Here is a 19645-nt window from a genome sequence, read left to right as displayed (position 1 = left end):
GTCAGGCTGTTCCACTCCTGAAAAAACCTGTCTATCGTCGCTGCTCCCTTTCACCCTCTGTCCCAGAGCTGGTCATGACCGAAGAGTTCCACCGCATCCGCCGCCTGCCGCCCTATGTGTTCGCTGAAGTGAACAAGGCCAAGGCCGCCGCGCGAGCCGCCGGTGACGACATCATCGATCTGGGCATGGGCAATCCCGACAGCGCGCCCCCGGCTCACGTCGTACAGAAACTGATCGAGACGGTCGGCAATCCGCGTGCGCATGGCTATTCCGTCAGCCGCGGCATCCCGGGCCTGCGCAAGGCCATGGCGAACTATTACGAGCGCCGGTTCAACGTCTCGCTGGACCCGGAAACCGAGGTCATCGCGACCCTTGGCTCCAAGGAAGGCCTGGCCAATCTGGCCGCCGCCATCACGAGCCCCGGCGACACGATCCTGGTCCCGAACCCGTCCTACCCGATCCACCAGTTCGGCTTCATCATCGCCGGTGCCTCCGTCCGTTCGATCCCGGCCACGCCGGATGAGGACATGCTCCGCGCGCTCGAACGTGCCGTCCGGCACTCGGTCCCCAAGCCGACGGCCCTGATCGTCAACTTCCCGTCCAACCCGACAGCCTTTGTCGCGAACCTTGATTTCTACAAGGAACTCGTGGCCTTCGCGCGCCGGGAAGAGATCTGGATCCTGTCCGATCTGGCCTATGCGGAAATCTATTTTAACGAGAACGAACCGCCCCCGTCCCTCCTCGCCGTTCCGGGCGCAAAGGATGTGGCCGTCGAGTTCACGTCCATGTCCAAGACCTATTCCATGGCAGGCTGGCGCATGGGCTTTGCGGTCGGCAATCCGCGTCTGATCCAGGCCCTCACGCGCATCAAGTCCTATCTGGACTATGGCGCCTTCACTCCCATCCAGGTCGCGTCCGTCGCCGCCCTGAACGGCCCGCAGGACTACGTTTCCGAAATCCGCGCCATGTACAAGGACCGCCGCGACGTGCTGCTGCGCGGCCTTCAGAGCGCAGGATGGGACGTCCCCGCACCGGCAGGCTCGATGTTCGCCTGGGCACCCATCCCGCCCGCTTTCGCCGAGATGGGCAGCGTCGCCTTCTCCAAGCTGCTTCTCAAGGAAGCAGGCGTGGCGGTTGCGCCGGGCCTCGGATTCGGGGAATACGGCGAGGGCTTTGTCCGGATCGGACTTGTCGAAAACACCCAGCGGCTGCGTCAGGCGACGCGGGCCATCAAGGGCTTCATGACCCGGCACGGCGCCGGGGCCGGAACCGCTGATCTTCTTGGAGCTGCATCATCGTGAAACCACTGCGGATCGGACTGGCTGGACTCGGGACTGTCGGGATCGGTGTCATTCGTCTCCTGCGTGAGAACGCTGACATGATTACCGCCCGGGCCGGCCGGCCGATCGAAGTCGTGGCCATCACGGCCCGGGACCGTACCCGCGACCGCGGCGTGGACCTGTCCGCCATGCGCTGGCACGACAGCGCCACCGCCGTGGCGCAGGACCCGGAGATCGACGTCGCCGTCGAACTCATTGGCGGTTCCGAAGGCCCGGCGCGCGACATGGTGCGCACTGCGCTTGAACGCGGACTGCCGGTTGTGACCGCCAACAAGGCACTCGTGGCCCTGCATGGCGACCGCCTCAGCCGCCTGTCCTCCGACAAGAACGCTCCCCTCCTGTTCGAGGCGGCCGTGGCGGGTGGCATCCCCGCCATCAAGCTCGTCCGCGAAGGGCTCGCAGCCGACCGTCTGCTCAGCGTGGGCGGCATCCTGAACGGGACCTGCAACTACATCCTGACCGAAATGCGCGCCACGGGCCGGGACTTCACCGAAGTCCTGACCGAAGCGCAGGCCAAGGGCTATGCCGAAGCCGAACCGTCAACGGACGTGGACGGCTGGGACACGGCCCACAAGCTGGCCATCCTCGCCGGTCTGGCTTTCCAGCCCGTCGCGTTCGACACCCTGTCCGTGCAGGGTATCCGCGACATCACCGCGACCGACCTGAAATTCGCCGATCAGCTCGGATACCGCATCAAACTGCTCGGCATGGCCCGGCAGGCTGAAAACGGCACCGTCGCCGCCTGGGTGCGTCCGTGCCTCGTCCCCACCGGCGCGCCCATTGCGAGCGTTGAAGGCGTCTTCAACGCTGTTTCCACGCAGGGTGTGTTCAGCGGCCCGATGACCATTTCCGGTCGCGGTGCCGGAGAAGGCCCGACAGCCAGCGCGGTCGTCGCCGATCTCATCGATCTGGCGCGGGGAACCGCCATTCCTGTCTGGGGCAGGAGCACCGTTCCGGCAGCCATCGACTGTGCCGATCTCGCTGATTTGAACAGCGCATTCTATTTACGTCTGAACGTTCAGGACCGTCCGGGCGTAATGGCTGACCTGACATCGGTTCTTCGGGACCACAATGTCTCTGTCCACTTTGTTTCCCAGCACGATGCTGCAACAGGATGTGCCGACCTGGCGATCGTAACCCATCAGGTTCCTGAAAAGGCCATCCACGCAGCTGCCACAGCGCTCGCCGTCCTTCCTGTCGTGACAGGAAAGCCGCTTGCGCTCAAAATCGAGGATCCCCTTGCGTGATCGACCCTCAGAATGTTCTCCCGTACCGCGTCACTGACCGCAATCTTGCTCTCGAGCTTGTCCGTGTAACGGAAGCCGCCGCAATCGCTTCCGCGCACTGGACCGGTCGCGGCCAGAAGAACGAAGCGGACGGCGCTGCCGTACAGGCCATGCGCGCCGCTTTCGACACAGTCGCCATCGATGGCGTCGTCACCATCGGTGAAGGCGAGATGGACGAAGCACCGATGCTCTACATCGGTGAGAAAGTCGGCTCTGGCGGCCCGGCCATGGATATCGCGGTCGATCCGCTCGAAGGCACGAATCTCTGCGCCAAGAGCCTGCCCAACGCCCTGACCGTCGTGGCCCTCGCCGAGCGCGGCAAGTTCCTCCATGCGCCTGACATCTACATGGAAAAGATCGTCGTCGGACCGGACCTTCCGGACGGGGTGGTGGATCTGGATGCCTCGATCGGCAACAACCTCCGCTCGCTGGCCAAGGCCAAGAAGCGCGACGTCTCGGACATGGTCCTCTGCGCACTTGACCGCGAAAGACATGAAGAGATGATCGCCCATGCCCGCGAAGCCGGTGCCCGCGTCATGCTGCTGAGCGACGGTGACGTGGCGGCCGCCATCGCCACCTGTATCGACGGCGGTGGTGTGGATCTCTATGCCGGTTCCGGTGGCGCTCCCGAGGGCGTGCTGGCCGCAGCGGCCATCCGCTGCATGGAAGGCCAGATGCAGGGACGCCTCCTGTTCGAGGACGATACCCAGCGGGAACGTGCACGTGAAATGGCCAACGGGCTCGATCCGGCCCGCAAGCTCTTCCTGCACGACATGGCTTCCGGCCACGTCCTGTTCTCCGCAACGGGCGTCACATCCGGCCCGCTGCTGAAGGGCGTGGAGCGTCCGAGCCCGACCAAGGCCCGCACACATTCCATCGTCATGCGTTCAAAATCCGGCACGGTGCGCTATATAGAAAGCCACCATACCTTCAAACCGAAGGCACAAGCCGCTTCCTGAACGGAGAACCATGCTCGCAGATGATACGGGTGCCGTCCTCGGCGTAACCCGAAGTGCAGGACACCGCCGCTGGATCTGGCGCGATCCCCGCCTGGCGGAAGCAGACAACCGCCTGGCTCTCGCCCTGGCCCAGCAGGCCGGTATTCCCGAACTTCTGGCCCGTATCCTCTCGGCCCGCGGCGTCGCTCCCCACGACGCCTCTTCGTTTCTCAATCCCCGTCTGCGCGATGCCATGCCCGACCCGTCCTGCCTGCAGGACATGGACCGGGCCGCCGAACGCCTCGCACAGGCCGTGCGCAACCACGAGCATGTCGGCCTGTTCGGCGACTACGACGTGGATGGCGCCTGTGGCACCACCCTCGTCTGCGACACGCTGCGCGAACTCGGCTGCACCGTCAGCACCCACATTCCGGACCGCCTGACCGAAGGCTACGGCCCCAATGCCGCAGCCCTTGAGAACCTGCTCTCCCAGGGCGCCACCCTTCTGGTCTGCATCGACTGCGGCACAGCGGCGATCGACATCCTCAATGGCCTGTCGGACCGCGCCGACATTATCGTGCTCGACCACCACAAACCCGACGGCGCGGCCTTGCCGAAAGGCATCGTGGTCAACCCGAACCGTCTGGACTGCACCTCCGGGCTGGGCAGCATCTGCGCCACAGCCGTCGCCTTTCTCACGATGGTCGCCACAATCCGCCACCTGCGCCGCACCAACTGGTTCGATGAAGGCCAGGCCATTCCCGACCTGCTCAAACGCCTCGACCTCACCGCGCTGGCCACCATCTGCGACGTCATGCCCTTGACCGGCCTGAACCGCGCTCTGGTCATGCAGGGCCTGCGCGTTATGTCCCGCGGCGAGCGTCTGGGACTGGCCACGCTGTCCTCTGTCGCGGGTGTGAAGGAAGAGGCCAGCGCCATGGCCTGCGGCTTCGCCCTCGGACCACGCATCAACGCTGGCGGCCGCATCGCACAGGCCGATCTGGGCCTGAAACTCCTGCTATCTGACGATGTCGTGGAAGCCCGCGCCCTTGCCGAACAACTCGACCGCGTCAACCGACAGCGTCAGACCGTCGAATCCACAATCCTCGATTCCGCCATGGAACAGGCGCAGCAGCAGCTCGATGCGGGCCACGCCGTCATCTTCCTGCACGGTGAAACATGGCACCCCGGCGTCGTCGGCATCGTCGCAGGCCGCCTGAAAGAGCGCTACAACCGCCCTGCCCTCGTCGCTGCCCTGACAGATGGCGTCATCAAGGGCTCGGCCCGCTCCGTCTCGGGCCTGGATCTCGGAACCGCCATTATCGCAGCCCGCCAGAACGGCCTGCTGCTCAGCGGCGGCGGCCACGCTATGGCAGCCGGCTTCTCACTTTCTGCCGATCGTGCCGACGAGTTCCACAGCTGGCTCGACACACAGCTTTCCGGCGCGCTTGCCCTCCCGAAACAGGATGCCCTGAAGCTCGACGGCATCATGACGCTGGCCGGCGCCTCCATCGCTGTCGCGGACCAGCTTGCCCGGCTGGAACCCTTCGGCCCCGGCAACGAGGAGCCGGTCCTCGCCATCAGCAATGTCCGTTGCGTCAAAAGCGAGCGTATCGGCAAGGATGGCAACACCCTGCGCGTCATCCTGCAAGGCGAGGACGGAGGTACACGCCTGCGCGGCCTCGTCTTCCGTGCAGCCGACAAACCCTTCGCCGCCCTGCTGGAAGACCGCTCCATGCCGCTGGTCCATGTCGCAGGCACATTGCGGGCCGAGACATGGCAGGAGAGAAAAAATCTGTCTTTTTTCATTTCTGACGCTGCCCCCGCTTGACGGACGCAGGAGCCGCCCCTATACACCCGCTCACGCCTCCAGTCCCGTTCGTCTAGAGGCCTAGGACACCGCCCTTTCACGGCGGCAACACGGGTTCGAATCCCGTACGGGACGCCACGGCTTTCAGCCAAAATTGAATTATCCACATGCGGCGTAATGGTCCACTTGGACCACTACAGTTCGAAATCGTCTGCGATCGAGCGCAGATATGACAGGTCGAATTTGCGATAAACCCTCCGCAACGTGTCCGGATCTGTGGCCAGCCAGTCCGCCGCCTGATCGATCGGCACCTTGTCCATGGCGAACCATGACGCAACGCTATGCTTCAGGTGGTGAGGTGTTGGCCGCCATGTCAGTCCGGCACGTTCACAGGCCTTGTTGAACGACCATCGCAACCCATTGGAAATCGGCTTACCGTGCCAGTGGACCACATAGTCGCCATTGCTCAACTTGAACGTCTCTTCCATCTCCTTCTGAAGCGCCTTGGTCATAGGCACGATGGCACGGCGCTTACCGGTCAGTGTGCGCCTTGGTTCCTGAAAGTCGATCAGTCCCGTCTGCCAGTGCACGCGATCCCATGTCAGGGCAAGGATCGATCCCTTGCGTGCGCCAGTATAAATGGCAAAGGCCATAAAGGTCCGGACATGTGGCGTTTCGCAGGCGTCGAGCAGCTTCTTTGCTTCTGCCTTCGTCAGGAACCGATCTCGCGGGGCGCTATCGCGTGGGGGCTCGATCTCTGGCGGCCTGACTAGGAACTCGTCCTTCCATGCGCGGCGAAAGGTGGCCCGTAGCACATTGAACTCACGCCGGAGGGTGCCAGGCAATACTAGGTTAGCCGTCAGCTTGCCGCCCTTCTTTTTGAAGCGAGTTGCAGCATACCGGTCCCATTCCCGTTGGTTGATCTGGTCTATGCGGAGATGGCCCAGCCCCTCATGCAAAGGAATGATCGCTTCCTCCAAGCGCTTGAGCGCTGACACCTTGCCGCGCCGACTGTCCACGTGGCGCTTCAAGCAATCGGCGAAGGTCATCTTGAGGGGAGCTTTTTCAAGCTCTCCCTCGAAATCGGCTAGCGCCTGGCGAGCGCTCTTCTCGCCCTCAGTGCCTCTCGAAAGTCGCTTCCGCTTTTCTTCTTCCCACCATCCATGTAATGCAAAGGGGGCGAGGGAACATGACTTGCGCGGCGTCGGTGGCCTTCTCACCTTCGCAGACGATAACTGTTTGCAGGCTCATGCCCCTGCGTCGTTGTCACTGCGTTCATCGTCTCAAGCCTTTCCTGCAATGATGGTGGAGTTGATTACCGCTGGCGCTGTACATAATCATCGCGACCGCATCGTTATCGTCGCTACGGAACGGCAGGACGTCGAGCCATTCGACGGCATGTGGGAATCAATGCCGTCCAGTTGCCACCAGCACAAATCAAGGCTTTCGCATTCTCCACGGGGAAGAGAGCGAAGACCGACCAGATCGACGCGAAACGGATTGCGCGCTTCATGGCGTTTCGCCCGGAGGCCGGCCGAACACTTCCCGATGAAAAACTTCAGCTTCTCCGGGCATTAACAGTTCGCAGAACGCAGATGGTAGACGCGCGCAAACGCGCTTTCTGCCCAGATTTCGGCGCGTCGCAAGCAGAGTGTAAGCGCTGAACTGGAGGATATAGACAGCAGTCTCAAAGCTTTTCTTGAGAGCCAGCTCGACGAGCTTGAACAACGGATTGAAAGCGTCATCGCAGAGGCAACAGAACTTTCTGTCAAAGCAGAACTTCTCCATTCCATTCCTGGTATCGGCCCGGTATCAGTCGCCATGCTTCTCGCAGAAATGCCAGAACTCGGTCGCATGACAGCGACCGAAGCCGCTGCCATGACCGGACTTGCACCAATGTCTCACGATAGCGGCGCGATGCGCGGGAAACGTGTCATTTCAGGAGGACGGATCTCTCCGCCATGTCCTGTTTCAAGCCGAATTGGCAGCTTCATGTCATGATCCGGTTTTGAAAGCTGTGGCACAGCGCATGAAACAGCGGGGTAAGCCACATAAACTGGTCATCATCGCGATTGCGCGGCGTCTCGTCACAATCGCAAATGCTGCCCTCAAAACAGGCCTGTCGTGGCGTATGAGCCCAGCCGCTTAAACACAGTTGCTAGTTAGTTTCAAATTGTTTGCCTCTGTCGATAAAACTTCCTCGGCGGAGACAGATATTACTGAAACAGGTGCCTGGCACTCAACCAACATGAAGGTCTGGGAAAACTGTCGTTTCACATCCCACCAAATCCCGTAACTTCCCGGTTAATCCCACTTCCTAATTCTTCCATACTGACTGTCTCCCTTCACTGAGCCTAGTGACGACGGTATCGGGCCGCGTGATAAACTCCGCATCGACGAGACGCCCGATAAGGCCGGGGGGCCCGACAAGCAGAACGCGCGTTGTCATCGCAGTATCAGATTTGTAATGGCATCGGTGAGCTTGCCGAATGGCGGCTTAAGCAGCATTGCCGCATTGAAACGCCCCTGCCGGTACACGCCACGGGCATGGGTGAGCGCGATGAAGCCTTCCTTTCCATGATACGCCCCGATGCCACTGTCCCCCACGCCACCAAACGGCAGATCGTCCTGCACATAATGCATCAATGTGCCGTTGATCGTCACGTTTCCTGAAACCGTGCGCTTCAGAAGTCTGTCGCGATCAACGCGGTTGTCTCCAAAATAATACAGGGCCAGAGGGCGGGGACGCGCGTTGATGAAAGCAATTGCTTCATCAAGGTTCCTGTAGGTCAACACAGGCAGGACGGGCCCGAAAATTTCTTCCTGCATGACCGCCATTTCAGGTTTGACGTTCAGTATGAGAACCGGCGCAAGGACATGGCTGGCGGCTGAATCGCTCCCCATCCGGATAATCTGGGCGCCATGCTCCTCAGCATCACGGATTAAACCGCTCAGCCGCTCATAGTGATGCTGGTTGAGAATGGCCGTATAATCGGGTGATCCTACATAACCGCCCGGATGCAGTTTTTTCACGGCCTCCTGCCAGGCTTTGGCAAAAGCGTCTTTGTCGTTTTCAGGAACCAATACATAATCCGGCGCGACGCAGGTCTGGCCGGCATTGGTCAGCTTGCCGAACGCCACGCGGTCCGCCACCCGCCCCATGGAAAAACCGGGCTCAACCACCACCGGAGACTTGCCACCCAGTTCGAGCGTGACGGGGGTGAGATTGCGCGCAGCAGCCTCCGCTACCTTCTTGCCAACTGCCGTGCTGCCGGTGAACAAGATATGATCGAAGGGCAGAGAAGAGAACGCGGCCCCCACATCGCCATCTCCCGTGACGACGGAAACCTGCTCCGGCGGAAAGACTGTCCGCACGATCTCGCCAATCACCGCCGATGTGACCGATGTAAATTCCGATGGTTTGAGCATGACGCGGTTGCCGGCGGCAATCGCCGTCGCCAGCGGAACAAGAGCGAGGGAGACCGGATAATTCCACGGCGCGATAATGCCCACGACACCAATCGGCTGACGGACCACCCAGGCGCGACCGCACTGGAAATAGGCCGAGACGTGGCGGCGTTCCGGTTTCATCCAGCGTCCCAGATGCGAAATCATGTAATTGATCGACTGCACCAGTGGGATGAGTTCCACGATGGCGCTTTCACGCTCGGATCGCTGGCCGAAATCCGTTTTCAGGGCACGCACGATGTCACCCCGCTGCTTCAGGATTTCGGCTTTCAGACGCCGCAGATCGGTCCGGCGCTGTTTCAGGTCAGGTGGCCCGACATTCAGGAACGCGGCACGCTGGCGGTCGAGAATACGGTGCAGGTCAGCAGGCGTAACATCGGACATCACGTCCTCCATGTTTACAGGAGAAACTTTTGCAGGCAGAATATGGAGCACGACGATCTGGTGTCAATGAAAGTTTCTTCTGTAAACATGAGCCTCACGAATGAGTGAAATCAAGGACCGCCCCTATCATCACGGTGATCTGCGCCGCGCCCTGATCGACACGGCGCTTGCCATGCTGGCCGTAGACCAGAACTGGACCTTCACCCTGCGAGAAGTGGCGCGGCGTACAGGTGTCAGTCACGCGGCGCCCTACAAGCATTTCCGTGATCGCGAGATGCTGTTGCGGGAACTGGCCTCAATCGGCTTCGTCAGGCTTGGGGAGACCATGACAGAGGCTATGTCCCCGGCCATGCCTTCCACGCGCGCGCAATTCGTGGCAGCAGCGCAGGCCTGTATCGGGTTTGCGTATCAAAATCCCGGTCTTTATCGCCTGATGTTCAGTTCCGATGCCGACAAGACGATAGACCCGCAACTGCATGACGCGGCCATGAGCACTTTCGGGATTCTTCTGGGGCTTCTGGAAAAAGGACAACGCGACGGAAGCTTCCGACCGGTTGCCGTCAGTGCCCTGGCGGCAGCAAGCTGGGCCCAGGTGCACGGCCTGGCCATGCTGGCGATCAGTCATCAATTGCTTGAAGAGAAAGTCGGGTCAGCGCCAGTTCCGGCCGCGCTGGACATGTTGCTGGATGGCATGTGTTGCACCGATTGATTGAGCTACCGCACCAGCTCCGCTTTACGTTCAAATTCTATTCGAAAACGTTCAGCTAGTCCGTGTCGAGCGACCTTGATAGCCTCTGGGAGAGTCTTTCCCTCTGCCAGCGCGGCGGCGAGGCCGCTGGCCAGATGACATCCTGTTCCCCTGAGATCAAACTGATAACGCGGAGAGCAGAAAGACAATGAAGGGAGGGCCTCCTGATAAAGAATATCCGTCGATAGCTCAGGATGACCGTCATGACCGCCTTTCACAAGAACGCTTTGGCAACCGCGCTCCAAAATTGCTTTCACGATATCAATATGCTCAGAGGCAGAATTCATTTGTAAGGCCGACTTCAATGCTGCCAGTTCAGGCAGATTGGGCGTCAGGACAGTGGCGCGAGGCAGAAGCAGATCAATAAGTGTTATAATAGCTTCTGGTTCCAGAAGAGCATGACCAGAGCTGGAGCAGACAACCGGATCCAGTACGATCGGCACATCAGGAAGGCGGCCCGCCACAGAGCGTATCAGAGCTGCGTTGCACAGAACACCAATCTTGACGGCCCCGATCCCACCTTCCAGTGCAGCGTCGATCTGGGCGGCAAGCATTTCCGGAGAGACGGGCTCTACAGCCAGAACTTCGCGATCCGTCTGGGCGGTGACAGCCGTTACGGCGATGCGTGCCGTCAATCCTGCATCATGAACAGCGAGCAGGTCACGTCCAAGCCCGGCCCCTCCGCTGGAATCCATTCCACCAATCAGAAGAACGGGCCGGGTCATCGCCCTGTTGTCGCAATAAACGCAGTTGCACCACTCCGCCCGGAAAAGCGTTTAGCAGCCCGCCAGGCCCGCAAGCCACTGGTACAGACGAACACGGTCCGGGCCGCCTTGATATCCAGCATTTCCGGATTCTCAACCGGCCCGCGAGCGGCCCATTCCACGGAAGGTGGGCCCGTCTCGTCCCGCTCCCGCAGATCGAACACACGATCGGCTTCAGTGATCTCTTTAAGCCCGAGAATGAAGGGTCCCTCCTCTTCCGGCGAAGGTGCGTCATCAAAACGGAAAGAAGAACTCCGCCAGTGCTCCAGATCCAGACTGATCATCTGACCCAGTGGGGAAGGCTGCATTTCCAGCAGGATCGACAATGTCATCTGCGCCTGTATGGCACCCAGCGCCGCCACGGCCGGCCCCAGCACTCCGGCCTCCGAGCAGGTAGGAAAGCTGGCAGGAATATCAGGAAAAACGGCGCGATAACCGGGAGCACCACCACAAAAGCCTCCGACATAACCGGACTGCCCCAATACTGAGGCGCTGACGAAAGGCACACTTGCCTCAAGGCAGAGGTCAGACAGCATATAGGTCACGGCCACACTGTCTGCTGCATCAACCACAACGGAAATACCCGGCAGAAAACGGCGTGCAGAAGCCGGTTCCAGACGCCGGGCGACAGGTATGATCTGGCAATCCGGATTCAGCCCTTCCAGTCGTTCTGCCACGCAGGAGACTTTCAGTCTGCCGATGTCTTCCATGCGGAACAGGGTCTGCCGATGAAGATTGCCTTCATCCACGCGGTCATGATCCACCACCGTGATCCTGCCGCACCCGGCTCCAACGAGTGCTGGCAGCACGGTCGCCCCCAGCCCACCGGCACCGACAACCAGAACATGGGCATCCAGAAGACGTTTCTGGTCGGCCTCACCCTGCGGGAAGAGGCCGACCTGCCGCAAGTACCGGCTCATCATACATAAGCCCGCGTCGCAGCAACCCATTCCCGGCAGCGGGCAACCGGGTCCTCCGCCATCTGGATATCCGTTACCACAGCTGCGCTGTCTGCCCCTGCGGCAAAGACCCTGGGGAGGCGCTCGGGCGTCAGTCCACCAATGGCGACAAGCGGTGTCTGACCGGCCCGCTTCTTCCAGTCAGCCACCCGCTCCAGCCCCTGAGGTCCCCATTTCATTTTCTTCAGAAGGGTCGGGTAAACGGGACCAAGAGCAACATAAGCCGGTTCATAAGCCAAAGCCCGTTCGAGTTCCGCCGGATCATGAGTGGACAGTCCGAACCGGATTCCGGCTTTCCGGAGCGCGGCAAAATCCGCCGTTTCCATGTCTTCCTGCCCGAGATGGACGAAATCGCATCCCAGTTCCCGCGCAAGGCGCCAGTAGTCGTTGATGACAAGCTGGGCACCATGCTGCTCACACAGATCACGGGCATGACGGATCTGGCGACGGATTTCCGCTTCCGGTTTGTCCTTGAGACGAAGCTGCACCAGCCGCACACCACAGGGCAGCATCGTCTCAAGAAGCCCCACGTCGCCGACAAGCAGATAAAACGGATCGAGCGTCATCACGCCAGCTCCGCCAGACCGAAAACGGGCGTCGAAGCACTGGCCATGTCCCGTTCAGGCATAAGACCGGCCTGATGGCCTTCCCGTCCCGCCTGTATGGCGCGGCCAAAAGCCCGTGCCATCCCCACAGGATCGATCGCCTTCGCCACGGCAGTATTGAGCAGCACAGCATCAAACCCCAGTTCCATGGCCTGCGCGGCCTGACTGGGCGCACCGATCCCTGCATCCACGACCAGCGGCACGTCCGGGAAGTGTGCTCTCATGGTCCGCAATCCCGCCAGATTTCGCAGCCCCTGCCCCGACCCGATGGGTGCACCCCAGGGCATCAGGACTTTGCAACCGGCCTCAAGCAGTTTTTCTCCCACGATCAGGTCTTCGGTCGTATAGGGAAAGACATCAAACCCCTCCGCACACAGCACACGCGCGGCCTCGACGAGCGCAAACGGGTCGGGTTGCAGCGTGTCGGCATGACCGATCACTTCCAGCTTGATCCACGAAGTTCCAAACACCTCGCGCGCCATCCGGGCAGTGGTCACGGCTTCCCGAACGGTATGACAGCCGGCTGTGTTGGGAAGCAGGCGGCACCGGCTTTTCGCCAGAAGGTCACGAAATGCCCCCCCGGCCGCCCCTTCGCGCCTCAGCGAGACGGTAATGACCTCCGCACCGGATGCCTCGATGGCCTCCAGCAAAACCTGCGGCGACGGATATTGCGCAGTCCCGAGCATCAGACGGGACGTCAGATCAACACCATAGAACATGGTCAGCCTCCCTGCATCGGCGACAGGACTTCCACCTTCACGCCATCACTCAACGGTGTTCCGGAACGAAGGGGACGGGCAATGAAATCACCATCCACGGCTGTGGCCACACAGGGGGATTCAAAGCCCTGCTCCGTCAGCAGATCCGCCAGTGTCCGGGCCTGCGTTTCGATGGTCTGGCCGTTCAGATCAATCCGCATGGACGTGAAGCTCCGCAAGTTCCGTGGCCAGTTGCTCTGCGCAGACAGGCGCCATCAGAAAACCGTGGCGATACATTCCGTTGACATGGATGCGGTCCGCTGCGTGCCGGATGGCCGGAATATTGTCAGGAAAGGACGGACGCAGCCCTGCGCCCAGTTCCAGGATTTCCGCTTCGGCAAAACCGGGATGAAGCGTATAGGCCGCCGAAAGCAGTTCCATCGCAGCGCGCGCCGTCACACCCCCGCGACGCGCACTTTCCACCATGGTCGCACCGATCATGTAGCGCCCGTTCTCGCGCGGTACGATGTAGCAGGGGAAACGTGGATGCAGCAGGCGAACGGGCCGCGTCAGCGCCACATCCGGCGCATGCACGATTAACATTTCGCCCCGGACCCCGCGCAAATCGGCCAGATCCTCCCGGGACGCCAGTCCCCGACAGTCCACGATCCAGCCCCGTGGCGCCCCGGTCCGGAACGACACGCCTCTGCTTTCCAGACGGCTTCGCAGACTGGCCAGTGCCTGACGCGGGTCCAGATGCGCTTCGCTCGAAAAGAACAGCCCCCGTGCGAAACGCCCTGCCAGATCCGGCTCCAGATCCCCGGGAGACACCCAGTCATGCTCCCGCGTCGCCCGTGCAAAGCGCTCCAGTTCGGAAACATCCCGCGGTGGTGCGACGACAAGCGTCCCCTGCCGCACGACACCCGGAACATGGGCAGCCCACCAGTTCACCGCGGCCTGACCTTTTGCCACGATCAGGTCCGGCGCACTTTCCCCTTCGCAGAAAGGCGCCAGCATTCCCCCTGCAAACCGTGATGCCGGTTCCGGGGCGCCATCCGGGACGATGACTTCCACGTCAAGGCCCCGGTCGAAAAGGGCCGTGGCACAACACAGTGCCGTAACCCCTTCCCCCAGGACGGAATGGATCATTCCGCCGGTTCCGTCACAGGAACATAGAGCTGCCCGCCTTCACGGAATTTCTCTGCCATCTGCTCCATTCCGTCCTGCTTTTCCGCTGCGGCACGGATGTCATGCGAAATCTTCATCGAGCAGAACTTCGGCCCACACATTGAGCAGAAATGGGATACCTTATGCGCCTGCTTGGGCAGGGTTTCATCATGCATGGAACGGGCGGTATCGGGATCCAGTCCCAGATTGAACTGATCCTCCCACCGGAACTCGAACCGCGCGCGCGACAGCGCATCATCCCGCATCCGCGCGCCCGGATGGCCCTTCGCCAGATCCGCCGCATGAGCTGCAAGCTTGTAGGTGATGACCCCCGTCTTGACGTCATTCCGGTCCGGCAGACCCAGATGTTCCTTCGGCGTAACGTAGCAGAGCATGGCCGTGCCGAACCAGCCGATCATGGCCGCGCCAATGGCCGAGGTAATGTGATCGTAACCGGGCGCGATATCGGTCGTCAGTGGACCAAGCGTATAGAACGGCGCTTCGTGGCAGTGCTCAAGCTGCTTGTCCATGTTGGCCTTGATCTTGTGCATGGGCACATGACCCGGCCCTTCGATCATAACCTGACAGTCCTTTGCCCAGGCAATTTTCGTCAGCTCGCCAAGCGTTTCCAGCTCCGCAAACTGCGCCGCATCGTTAGCATCGGCGATCGAGCCGGGACGCAGGCCATCCCCGAGCGAGAACGACACGTCATAACGGCGGCAGATGTCGCAGATCTCCTCGAAATGCTCGTACAGGAAGCTCTCACGGTGATGATGCAGGCACCATTTCGCCATGATGGAGCCGCCGCGCGACACAATGCCCGTCACCCGTCGGGCCGTCAGGGGAATCATATGCAGCCGGACGCCCGCATGGATGGTGAAGTAATCCACGCCCTGCTCCGCCTGCTCGATCAGCGTGTCGCGGAAGATCTCCCATGTCAGGTCTTCCGCAATCCCGCCCACCTTTTCCAGCGCCTGATAAAGCGGCACCGTCCCGATCGGCACAGGAGCGTTCCGGATGATCCAATCCCGGATGTTATGGATGTTGCGGCCTGTGGAGAGATCCATAACGGTATCCGCGCCCCAGCGGATCGACCAGACCATCTTCTCGACTTCCTCTTCCATGGAAGAGGTGACAGCCGAATTGCCGATATTAGCGTTGATCTTCACCAGGAAGTTCCGGCCGATGATCATCGGCTCCAGTTCGCGGTGATTAATGTTGGCAGGGATGATCGCACGTCCCGAGGCAATTTCCTGCCGCACAAATTCCGGTGTCACAAAATCCGGAATGCTGGCTCCGAAATCCTCGCCATCCCGCTCTTCCTTCAGCGCCTGCGTCCGGCCGATATTCTCCCGGATGGCAACGAATTCCATCTCAGGCGTAATAATGCCAGCCCGGGCATAGGCCATCTGGGTTACGGCACGATCGCCGACCGCCCGCAGGGGGCGGCGCTGGTTCGGGAATGCAGGCGTCAGCCGCTCCCCCTCGGCAAAACCGTTATCGGCTGCCGTAATCGTGCGACCGTCATACTCTTCCACGTCGCCGCGACGGCGCAGCCAGTCCCCGCGACTGTCCGCAAGGCCTTTCGCAATATCGATGCTGATGACGGTGTCGGTATACGGACCGGAACTGTCATAGACGTTCAGCGGACACTCCCCGGAGACCTCGATCTGCCGCATGGGCACCCTGATGTCGTGGAGCGTGCCTTGAACATGGACCTTGCTGGAGGCCGGCAGAGGCCCTGTCGTGATGGCTGGAATGGAAGCGTTCATATGGTGTCTCCTCAAGCGCACTCGAAAAGACCCAGGGAGAACGTGAAGCAGAAAGGGAGCCGCCGTCCCCTGTGCACACAGACACAAGCAGGGCCGGATCGGCCCGATAGACGCATCACCATACATCGATGGAAATGAGCGCCCTTCGGTCTTCCTACGCCAGTATCAACTGGGTCAGGTTCAAAGGGTCGCTTCACCGTGTCGCCGGTTGCCCGACAACACCAATCAGCCTCTCAGTCCCTTAAGGCGGGACCCCCCTGACGAGGCTCAAGCATGATGGAGAAACGAAAAAAAAGTCAACAGGGCAAAATGATTTTCTGTTTAGTCCCGGGATTTAATGGTGTGATATTTTCACGTGGGTGGAAGGCAGCCTTATGGGACAGGTACGTCATGGGAGCGCCACGACCACGCCCGCCGTGCGAGCAGCACTACAGCGATCGCAGGCTTCGCTCTCGGCGCTGAGCGAGAAGGGAGTTCGGGATTAACCCGAAAACCGTGGCAAAGTGGCAGAGACGTCAGACTGTAAAAGATCAGAAAAACGGTTGCCGGACATCGAGGGAGACAAGCCCCAACGACAGCGTTTCAAACGCTACCCGATTGGGTTCTTTCACATCGATATTGCGGAGGTCCAGACCGCTGAGGGTAGGCTGTACCTCTTCGTTGCCATCGATCGGACAAGCAAATTCGCTGTCACACAACTGGGCGGGAAAGCCGACCGGAAGACGGCCTGGTCACGTCCTATGCGCTTCGAGATGATCTGTGAAGCTCACGGGATTGAACACCGTCTGACAAAACCCAGTCATCCCTGGACGAATGGTTAAATGGAACGGATGAACCGGACAATCAAAGAGGCAACCGTCAAAACGATTCCATGGCGGCCTATAACCTCGGGCGAAGATTCAAGACCCTGAGCAGCCTCACACCTTACGAATATATCTGCAAAATCTGGACTTCAGAGCCAGAAAAATTCATCCTCAATCCAACTCATCAAATCTTGGGGCTAAACATCCAGGACCTGCACAGGACAGGTGCCCGCTTTGCGTCCCGTTTGAGCGCCGTAAGGAAGCAGCCCGGGGCGGTGCCACTTTCAACGGAGAGCAAAAGTGCTGGATGGCGCACCGGGAGAAACTCGATGCGCTGCAGCCTTTCAGGCCTTACCGTTTGCCGGGTCATAGTGGGATCATAATTCAGATGGGCCGCTGGCAGAACCACCTTCGTCTGTCGCACATGCAGATACTCGATCAGGTCCGGAGGCGAAACCGGCCTGCCCCGACCATTGAACCAGTATCCTGTTTCCGGATGCTTCCATCGGCCACCCGGCAAGACCTGAAAGCGATGCCCGTGCGGCCGACCGCAGCACTGCCCCCTGCCCGCTCGAACAGGACCTCTCGGCTCAGCTCGGGTCAGTTGGGAGGGTATGTTTCCAGGTTGAAACATGGTGTCTTGCCTAGACATCAAAAGCCGGGGGCCTTCATGCTAGGATCAGGGAATGACCCCCATGCCCCATCTCCTCATTGTCGATGACGATCAGGACATCCTGACGCTTCTGACCAGCTTTCTGCAGAGACACAACTATCGCGTTTCCGTGGCCGAAGACGGCGAAGCAATGTTCGGGATTCTCCGGGCGCAGAACATTGATCTCGTCATTCTCGACATCATGCTCCGGAACGAGGATGGCTTCAGCCTGTGCGGCCGACTGCGGGCTTCCTCGAAAATTCCGGTCATCATGCTGTCCGCCATGGCCGACCATACCGATCGCGTAGTGGGGCTGGAAATCGGCGCCGATGACTATCTGACCAAACCCTTCGACCAGCGCGAGCTTCTGGCCCGCGTCAAGGCCGTCCTCAGACGAACCGCGGAATCTGCCCCGGTGACGTGCAGCACCACGACGCGTCCCGTGCTGAAGTTCGGAGACTGGCAGCTCGACGTCGCGCGCCGCGAACTCCGCTCGGCTGACGACTCTCTGGTTCTGCTCTCCAGTGGCGAATTCGATCTGCTACTGTCTTTCGTCGAACACCCAGGACGCGTCCTGACGCGCGACCAGCTCATGGACATGGCCCGCGGCCCGGACCATGCAGCGTTCGATCGCAGCATCGATGTCCAGGTCAGCCGCCTGCGGCACAAGCTGGAAAACGATCCCAAAAATCCCGCCCTGATCCGCACGGTCCGCAATGGGGGATATATTTTCGAAACGACGGTGACCCGCCTGTGAAACGTCCGTTTTTTATGGAAGACACGATTGCAAGACGTCTCGTTGTCACTGTCACACTCTCGGCAGCCGTCACACTCATTCTTCTGGAACTGTTTTTCACCTTTGGCGGAAAATGGGCCAAGCCGGACATTCAGGAAGCCGGCGTGGTCAGTCAAGTCGGCGCTGTCATCCGGATCGTCGGGGCTGCCCCCGCTGCTGACCGGGAGCTTTTGGCGCAGGCCGCCAATACTGATGAAATCCATTTCGCCTGGTACGCTCCCAATTCCCCACAGGCACTGATTCTCCAGAACGGCCATTACAGCCCTCACGAGATCTCCGAAGGTTGGCGTTTCCTTCAGCCTTATCTGCGGCAACATCCCGACCGGATGGTTGTTTTCCAGGAAAACAACCCCGTCTCCCGTGCTGCCGGCCTTCCCTACGACAGAACCCGGTACGACGACGCCTATTTTGCCGGGCTTCAGCTGGATGATGGCAGCTGGATCCTGTGCGTAGCGCTACACCGGTTCTGGGGCATGTATGCGTTCGAGCGGTTCTGCCTCCAGTTCCTGATGTTCAGCCTGTGGGTCATTGCCGTCTCCCTTATCGCGTCCCGCCAGCTTTCCCGTCCGATCGAACATCTGGCAGATGGCGTGCGCAGTCTCGGGCTCCAGCCCCGCTCCGCACGGCTGGAACAGGACGGCCCGCGCGAGATCCGGCTGGTCGCGGAAACCATCAACGGCATGCAGGCCCAGATCCAGCAGTTCATCGAATATCGCACGACCATGCTGGCTGCCATTTCGCATGACCTGCGCACGCCCCTGACGCGCATCCGTCTGCGCGGTGAATTCATCGACTGCCCCGAACAGCAGAAAAACCTGTTCCGGGACGTGGACGAAATGCAGGCCATGATCGATGGTGCCCTGTTCTTTTTCCGCAACGATGCCTCGCGTGAAGACAGCATCATGTTCGATCTGCCGGGCCTTCTGCAGACCATCGCGAACGACTACTGCGATCAGGGCTTTCCCGTGGAATATGATGGCCCGGTAAAAGCGGGTTATTTCGGCCAGCTTTATGCCATGAAGCGCGTTTTTTCCAATCTGGTTGAAAACGCCATTAAATACGCAACGCCGCCGACCATCACCCTAAAGCCACAGGACGATGGCAGTTACATGATCTTCATCCGCGACAACGGCCCCGGTATTCCTGAAAATTCCTTGTCCGAAGTCTTCGAACCCTATTTCCGGCTCGACAAGTCCCGGAATCGCCAGACAGGCGGGGTCGGTCTGGGATTGACATCAGCGCAGACCATCATCCGGTCCAATGGCGGCGACATCACCATGCTTAATCGCCCCGAAGGTGGTCTCGAAGCCCGGATTCGTCTGCCGAAAATCCGGTAAAAATCCGCATGTTTCAGAACCGGCATATTTGAGACACATGCTGGAAAAAGACGACCCCTAAAGTGGCTCCAAGACGCAGCGCTCCCTCATAAACAAAGGCGACGCACTGTCCGGACCA

At 60.4% G+C, this 19645-nt stretch carries 18 protein-coding genes, 1 tRNA gene, 1 pseudogene and 1 riboswitch; of the genes and pseudogenes, 11 read left to right on the top strand and 9 right to left on the bottom strand.

The window, feature by feature from the left end; genetic code table 11:
- Window positions 1-74: 74 nt before the first annotated feature.
- From HKD31_RS04795 to HKD31_RS04775, 5 genes are all read left to right on the top strand, one after another.
- Window positions 75-1301, top strand: coding sequence for an LL-diaminopimelate aminotransferase (locus HKD31_RS04795; protein WP_194264349.1), 1227 nt, complete (start codon window positions 75-77; stop codon window positions 1299-1301).
- The gene (locus tag HKD31_RS04790) at window positions 1298-2587 is read left to right on the top strand and encodes a homoserine dehydrogenase (protein ID WP_194264350.1); all 1290 of its coding nucleotides are present in this window, start codon (window positions 1298-1300) and stop codon (window positions 2585-2587) included. Before HKD31_RS04795 ends, HKD31_RS04790 begins: the two co-directional genes overlap by 4 nt.
- Window positions 2584-3585 carry a class II fructose-bisphosphatase gene (glpX, locus tag HKD31_RS04785; RefSeq protein ID WP_194264351.1) on the top strand — a complete coding sequence of 334 codons (1002 nt, stop codon included), beginning with the start codon at window positions 2584-2586 and terminating at the stop codon, window positions 3583-3585. Before HKD31_RS04790 ends, glpX begins: the two co-directional genes overlap by 4 nt.
- A 10-nt stretch (window positions 3586-3595) precedes the next feature.
- Window positions 3596-5395 carry a single-stranded-DNA-specific exonuclease RecJ gene (gene recJ / locus HKD31_RS04780; protein WP_194264352.1) on the top strand — a complete coding sequence of 600 codons (1800 nt, stop codon included), beginning with the start codon at window positions 3596-3598 and terminating at the stop codon, window positions 5393-5395.
- A gap of 41 nt (window positions 5396-5436) precedes the next feature.
- A tRNA-Glu gene (locus HKD31_RS04775) sits at window positions 5437-5512 on the top strand.
- A gap of 56 nt (window positions 5513-5568) precedes the next feature.
- On the opposite strand, the gene HKD31_RS04770 is transcribed toward HKD31_RS04775, so the two are convergent.
- Complete coding sequence (locus tag HKD31_RS04770; protein ID WP_194264353.1) at window positions 5569-6423, bottom strand: tyrosine-type recombinase/integrase; 855 nt, start codon at window positions 6421-6423, stop codon at window positions 5569-5571.
- Between the two features lie 351 nt (window positions 6424-6774).
- On the opposite strand from HKD31_RS04770, the gene HKD31_RS16020 reads away from it, so the two are divergent.
- Entirely contained in the window at window positions 6775-7038 is a 264-nt protein-coding gene (locus HKD31_RS16020; protein WP_338085535.1) for an IS110 family transposase, read from the top strand.
- 157 nt (window positions 7039-7195) lie between these two features.
- Window positions 7196-7375, top strand: a complete 180-nt coding sequence (locus tag HKD31_RS16235) for a transposase (protein ID WP_231100624.1) — start codon at window positions 7196-7198, stop codon at window positions 7373-7375.
- Between the two features lie 444 nt (window positions 7376-7819).
- Here the strand turns inward: HKD31_RS16235 and HKD31_RS04760 are convergent, their stop codons facing one another.
- Window positions 7820-9226, bottom strand: coding sequence for a coniferyl aldehyde dehydrogenase (locus tag HKD31_RS04760; protein ID WP_228120228.1), 1407 nt, complete (start codon window positions 9224-9226; stop codon window positions 7820-7822).
- A 100-nt stretch (window positions 9227-9326) separates the two neighbouring features.
- Between HKD31_RS04760 and HKD31_RS04755 the strand changes: the two genes are divergently transcribed.
- Window positions 9327-9935: a TetR/AcrR family transcriptional regulator gene (locus tag HKD31_RS04755; RefSeq protein WP_194264354.1), complete on the top strand. Its 609-nt coding sequence runs from the start codon at window positions 9327-9329 to the stop codon at window positions 9933-9935.
- A gap of 5 nt (window positions 9936-9940) precedes the next feature.
- Here the strand turns inward: HKD31_RS04755 and HKD31_RS04750 are convergent, their stop codons facing one another.
- The 7 genes from HKD31_RS04750 to thiC are packed head-to-tail and all read right to left on the bottom strand — an operon-like array spanning window position 9941 to window position 15939.
- Window positions 9941-10699 (bottom strand): hydroxymethylpyrimidine/phosphomethylpyrimidine kinase family protein, encoded by a 759-nt coding sequence (locus HKD31_RS04750; protein WP_194264355.1) that lies wholly within the window; start codon window positions 10697-10699, stop codon window positions 9941-9943.
- Window positions 10696-11661, bottom strand: coding sequence for a HesA/MoeB/ThiF family protein (locus HKD31_RS04745; RefSeq protein WP_228120226.1), 966 nt, complete (start codon window positions 11659-11661; stop codon window positions 10696-10698). The genes HKD31_RS04750 and HKD31_RS04745 overlap by 4 nt, the downstream gene beginning before the upstream one ends.
- Window positions 11658-12263 (bottom strand): thiamine phosphate synthase, encoded by a 606-nt coding sequence (locus HKD31_RS04740; protein WP_194264482.1) that lies wholly within the window; start codon window positions 12261-12263, stop codon window positions 11658-11660. Before HKD31_RS04740 ends, HKD31_RS04745 begins: the two co-directional genes overlap by 4 nt.
- Window positions 12263-13021 (bottom strand): thiazole synthase, encoded by a 759-nt coding sequence (locus HKD31_RS04735; protein WP_194264357.1) that lies wholly within the window; start codon window positions 13019-13021, stop codon window positions 12263-12265. Before HKD31_RS04735 ends, HKD31_RS04740 begins: the two co-directional genes overlap by 1 nt.
- Before the next feature lie 2 nt (window positions 13022-13023).
- Window positions 13024-13221, bottom strand: coding sequence for a sulfur carrier protein ThiS (gene thiS, locus HKD31_RS04730; protein WP_194264358.1), 198 nt, complete (start codon window positions 13219-13221; stop codon window positions 13024-13026).
- Window positions 13211-14149 (bottom strand): FAD-dependent oxidoreductase, encoded by a 939-nt coding sequence (locus HKD31_RS04725; protein ID WP_194264359.1) that lies wholly within the window; start codon window positions 14147-14149, stop codon window positions 13211-13213. The genes thiS and HKD31_RS04725 overlap by 11 nt, the downstream gene beginning before the upstream one ends.
- Complete coding sequence (thiC, locus tag HKD31_RS04720) at window positions 14146-15939, bottom strand: phosphomethylpyrimidine synthase ThiC (RefSeq protein WP_194264360.1); 1794 nt, start codon at window positions 15937-15939, stop codon at window positions 14146-14148. The genes HKD31_RS04725 and thiC overlap by 4 nt, the downstream gene beginning before the upstream one ends.
- A gap of 134 nt (window positions 15940-16073) precedes the next feature.
- A riboswitch (TPP riboswitch) is annotated at window positions 16074-16208 on the bottom strand.
- A gap of 105 nt (window positions 16209-16313) precedes the next feature.
- Here thiC and HKD31_RS04715 point away from each other — a divergent pair.
- The 3 genes and pseudogenes from HKD31_RS04715 to HKD31_RS04705 all read left to right on the top strand — a co-directional run.
- Window positions 16314-16948: pseudogene (locus tag HKD31_RS04715) on the top strand (integrase core domain-containing protein); the annotation flags it as partial.
- Between the two features lie 480 nt (window positions 16949-17428).
- A complete protein-coding gene (locus HKD31_RS04710) occupies window positions 17429-18151 on the top strand; it encodes a response regulator (RefSeq protein WP_081107360.1) in 723 nt (240 codons plus the stop codon).
- Window positions 18148-19527 (top strand): ATP-binding protein, encoded by a 1380-nt coding sequence (locus HKD31_RS04705; protein ID WP_194264361.1) that lies wholly within the window; start codon window positions 18148-18150, stop codon window positions 19525-19527. Before HKD31_RS04710 ends, HKD31_RS04705 begins: the two co-directional genes overlap by 4 nt.
- Window positions 19528-19645: the final 118 nt, after the last annotated feature.

Origin of the sequence: Gluconobacter potus (assembly GCF_015244705.1) — a bacterium.
Lineage (GTDB): Bacteria > Pseudomonadota > Alphaproteobacteria > Acetobacterales > Acetobacteraceae > Gluconobacter > Gluconobacter potus.
Note: the sequence above shows the minus strand (reverse complement) of the source record. Positions and strands in the feature narration are given on the sequence as shown.

Excerpts from the sequence above, each read along its gene's own strand:
- HKD31_RS04795 (WP_194264349.1), top strand. The coding sequence starts at position 75 with ATGACCGAAGAGTTCCACCGCATCCGCCGCCTGCCGCCCTATGTGTTC.
- recJ (WP_194264352.1), top strand. The coding sequence starts at position 3,596 with ATGCTCGCAGATGATACGGGTGCCGTCCTCGGCGTAACCCGAAGTGCA.
- HKD31_RS04770 (WP_194264353.1), bottom strand. The coding sequence starts at position 6,423 with ATGACCTTCGCCGATTGCTTGAAGCGCCACGTGGACAGTCGGCGCGGC.
- HKD31_RS16235 (WP_231100624.1), top strand. The coding sequence starts at position 7,196 with ATGCTTCTCGCAGAAATGCCAGAACTCGGTCGCATGACAGCGACCGAA.
- HKD31_RS04760 (WP_228120228.1), bottom strand. The coding sequence starts at position 9,226 with ATGTCCGATGTTACGCCTGCTGACCTGCACCGTATTCTCGACCGCCAG.
- HKD31_RS04755 (WP_194264354.1), top strand. The coding sequence starts at position 9,327 with ATGAGTGAAATCAAGGACCGCCCCTATCATCACGGTGATCTGCGCCGC.
- HKD31_RS04750 (WP_194264355.1), bottom strand. The coding sequence starts at position 10,699 with ATGACCCGGCCCGTTCTTCTGATTGGTGGAATGGATTCCAGCGGAGGG.
- HKD31_RS04745 (WP_228120226.1), bottom strand. The coding sequence starts at position 11,661 with ATGATGAGCCGGTACTTGCGGCAGGTCGGCCTCTTCCCGCAGGGTGAG.
- HKD31_RS04740 (WP_194264482.1), bottom strand. The coding sequence starts at position 12,263 with ATGACGCTCGATCCGTTTTATCTGCTTGTCGGCGACGTGGGGCTTCTT.
- HKD31_RS04735 (WP_194264357.1), bottom strand. The coding sequence starts at position 13,021 with ATGTTCTATGGTGTTGATCTGACGTCCCGTCTGATGCTCGGGACTGCG.
- thiS (WP_194264358.1), bottom strand. The coding sequence starts at position 13,221 with ATGCGGATTGATCTGAACGGCCAGACCATCGAAACGCAGGCCCGGACA.
- HKD31_RS04725 (WP_194264359.1), bottom strand. The coding sequence starts at position 14,149 with ATGATCCATTCCGTCCTGGGGGAAGGGGTTACGGCACTGTGTTGTGCC.
- thiC (WP_194264360.1), bottom strand. The coding sequence starts at position 15,939 with ATGAACGCTTCCATTCCAGCCATCACGACAGGGCCTCTGCCGGCCTCC.
- HKD31_RS04710 (WP_081107360.1), top strand. The coding sequence starts at position 17,429 with ATGACCCCCATGCCCCATCTCCTCATTGTCGATGACGATCAGGACATC.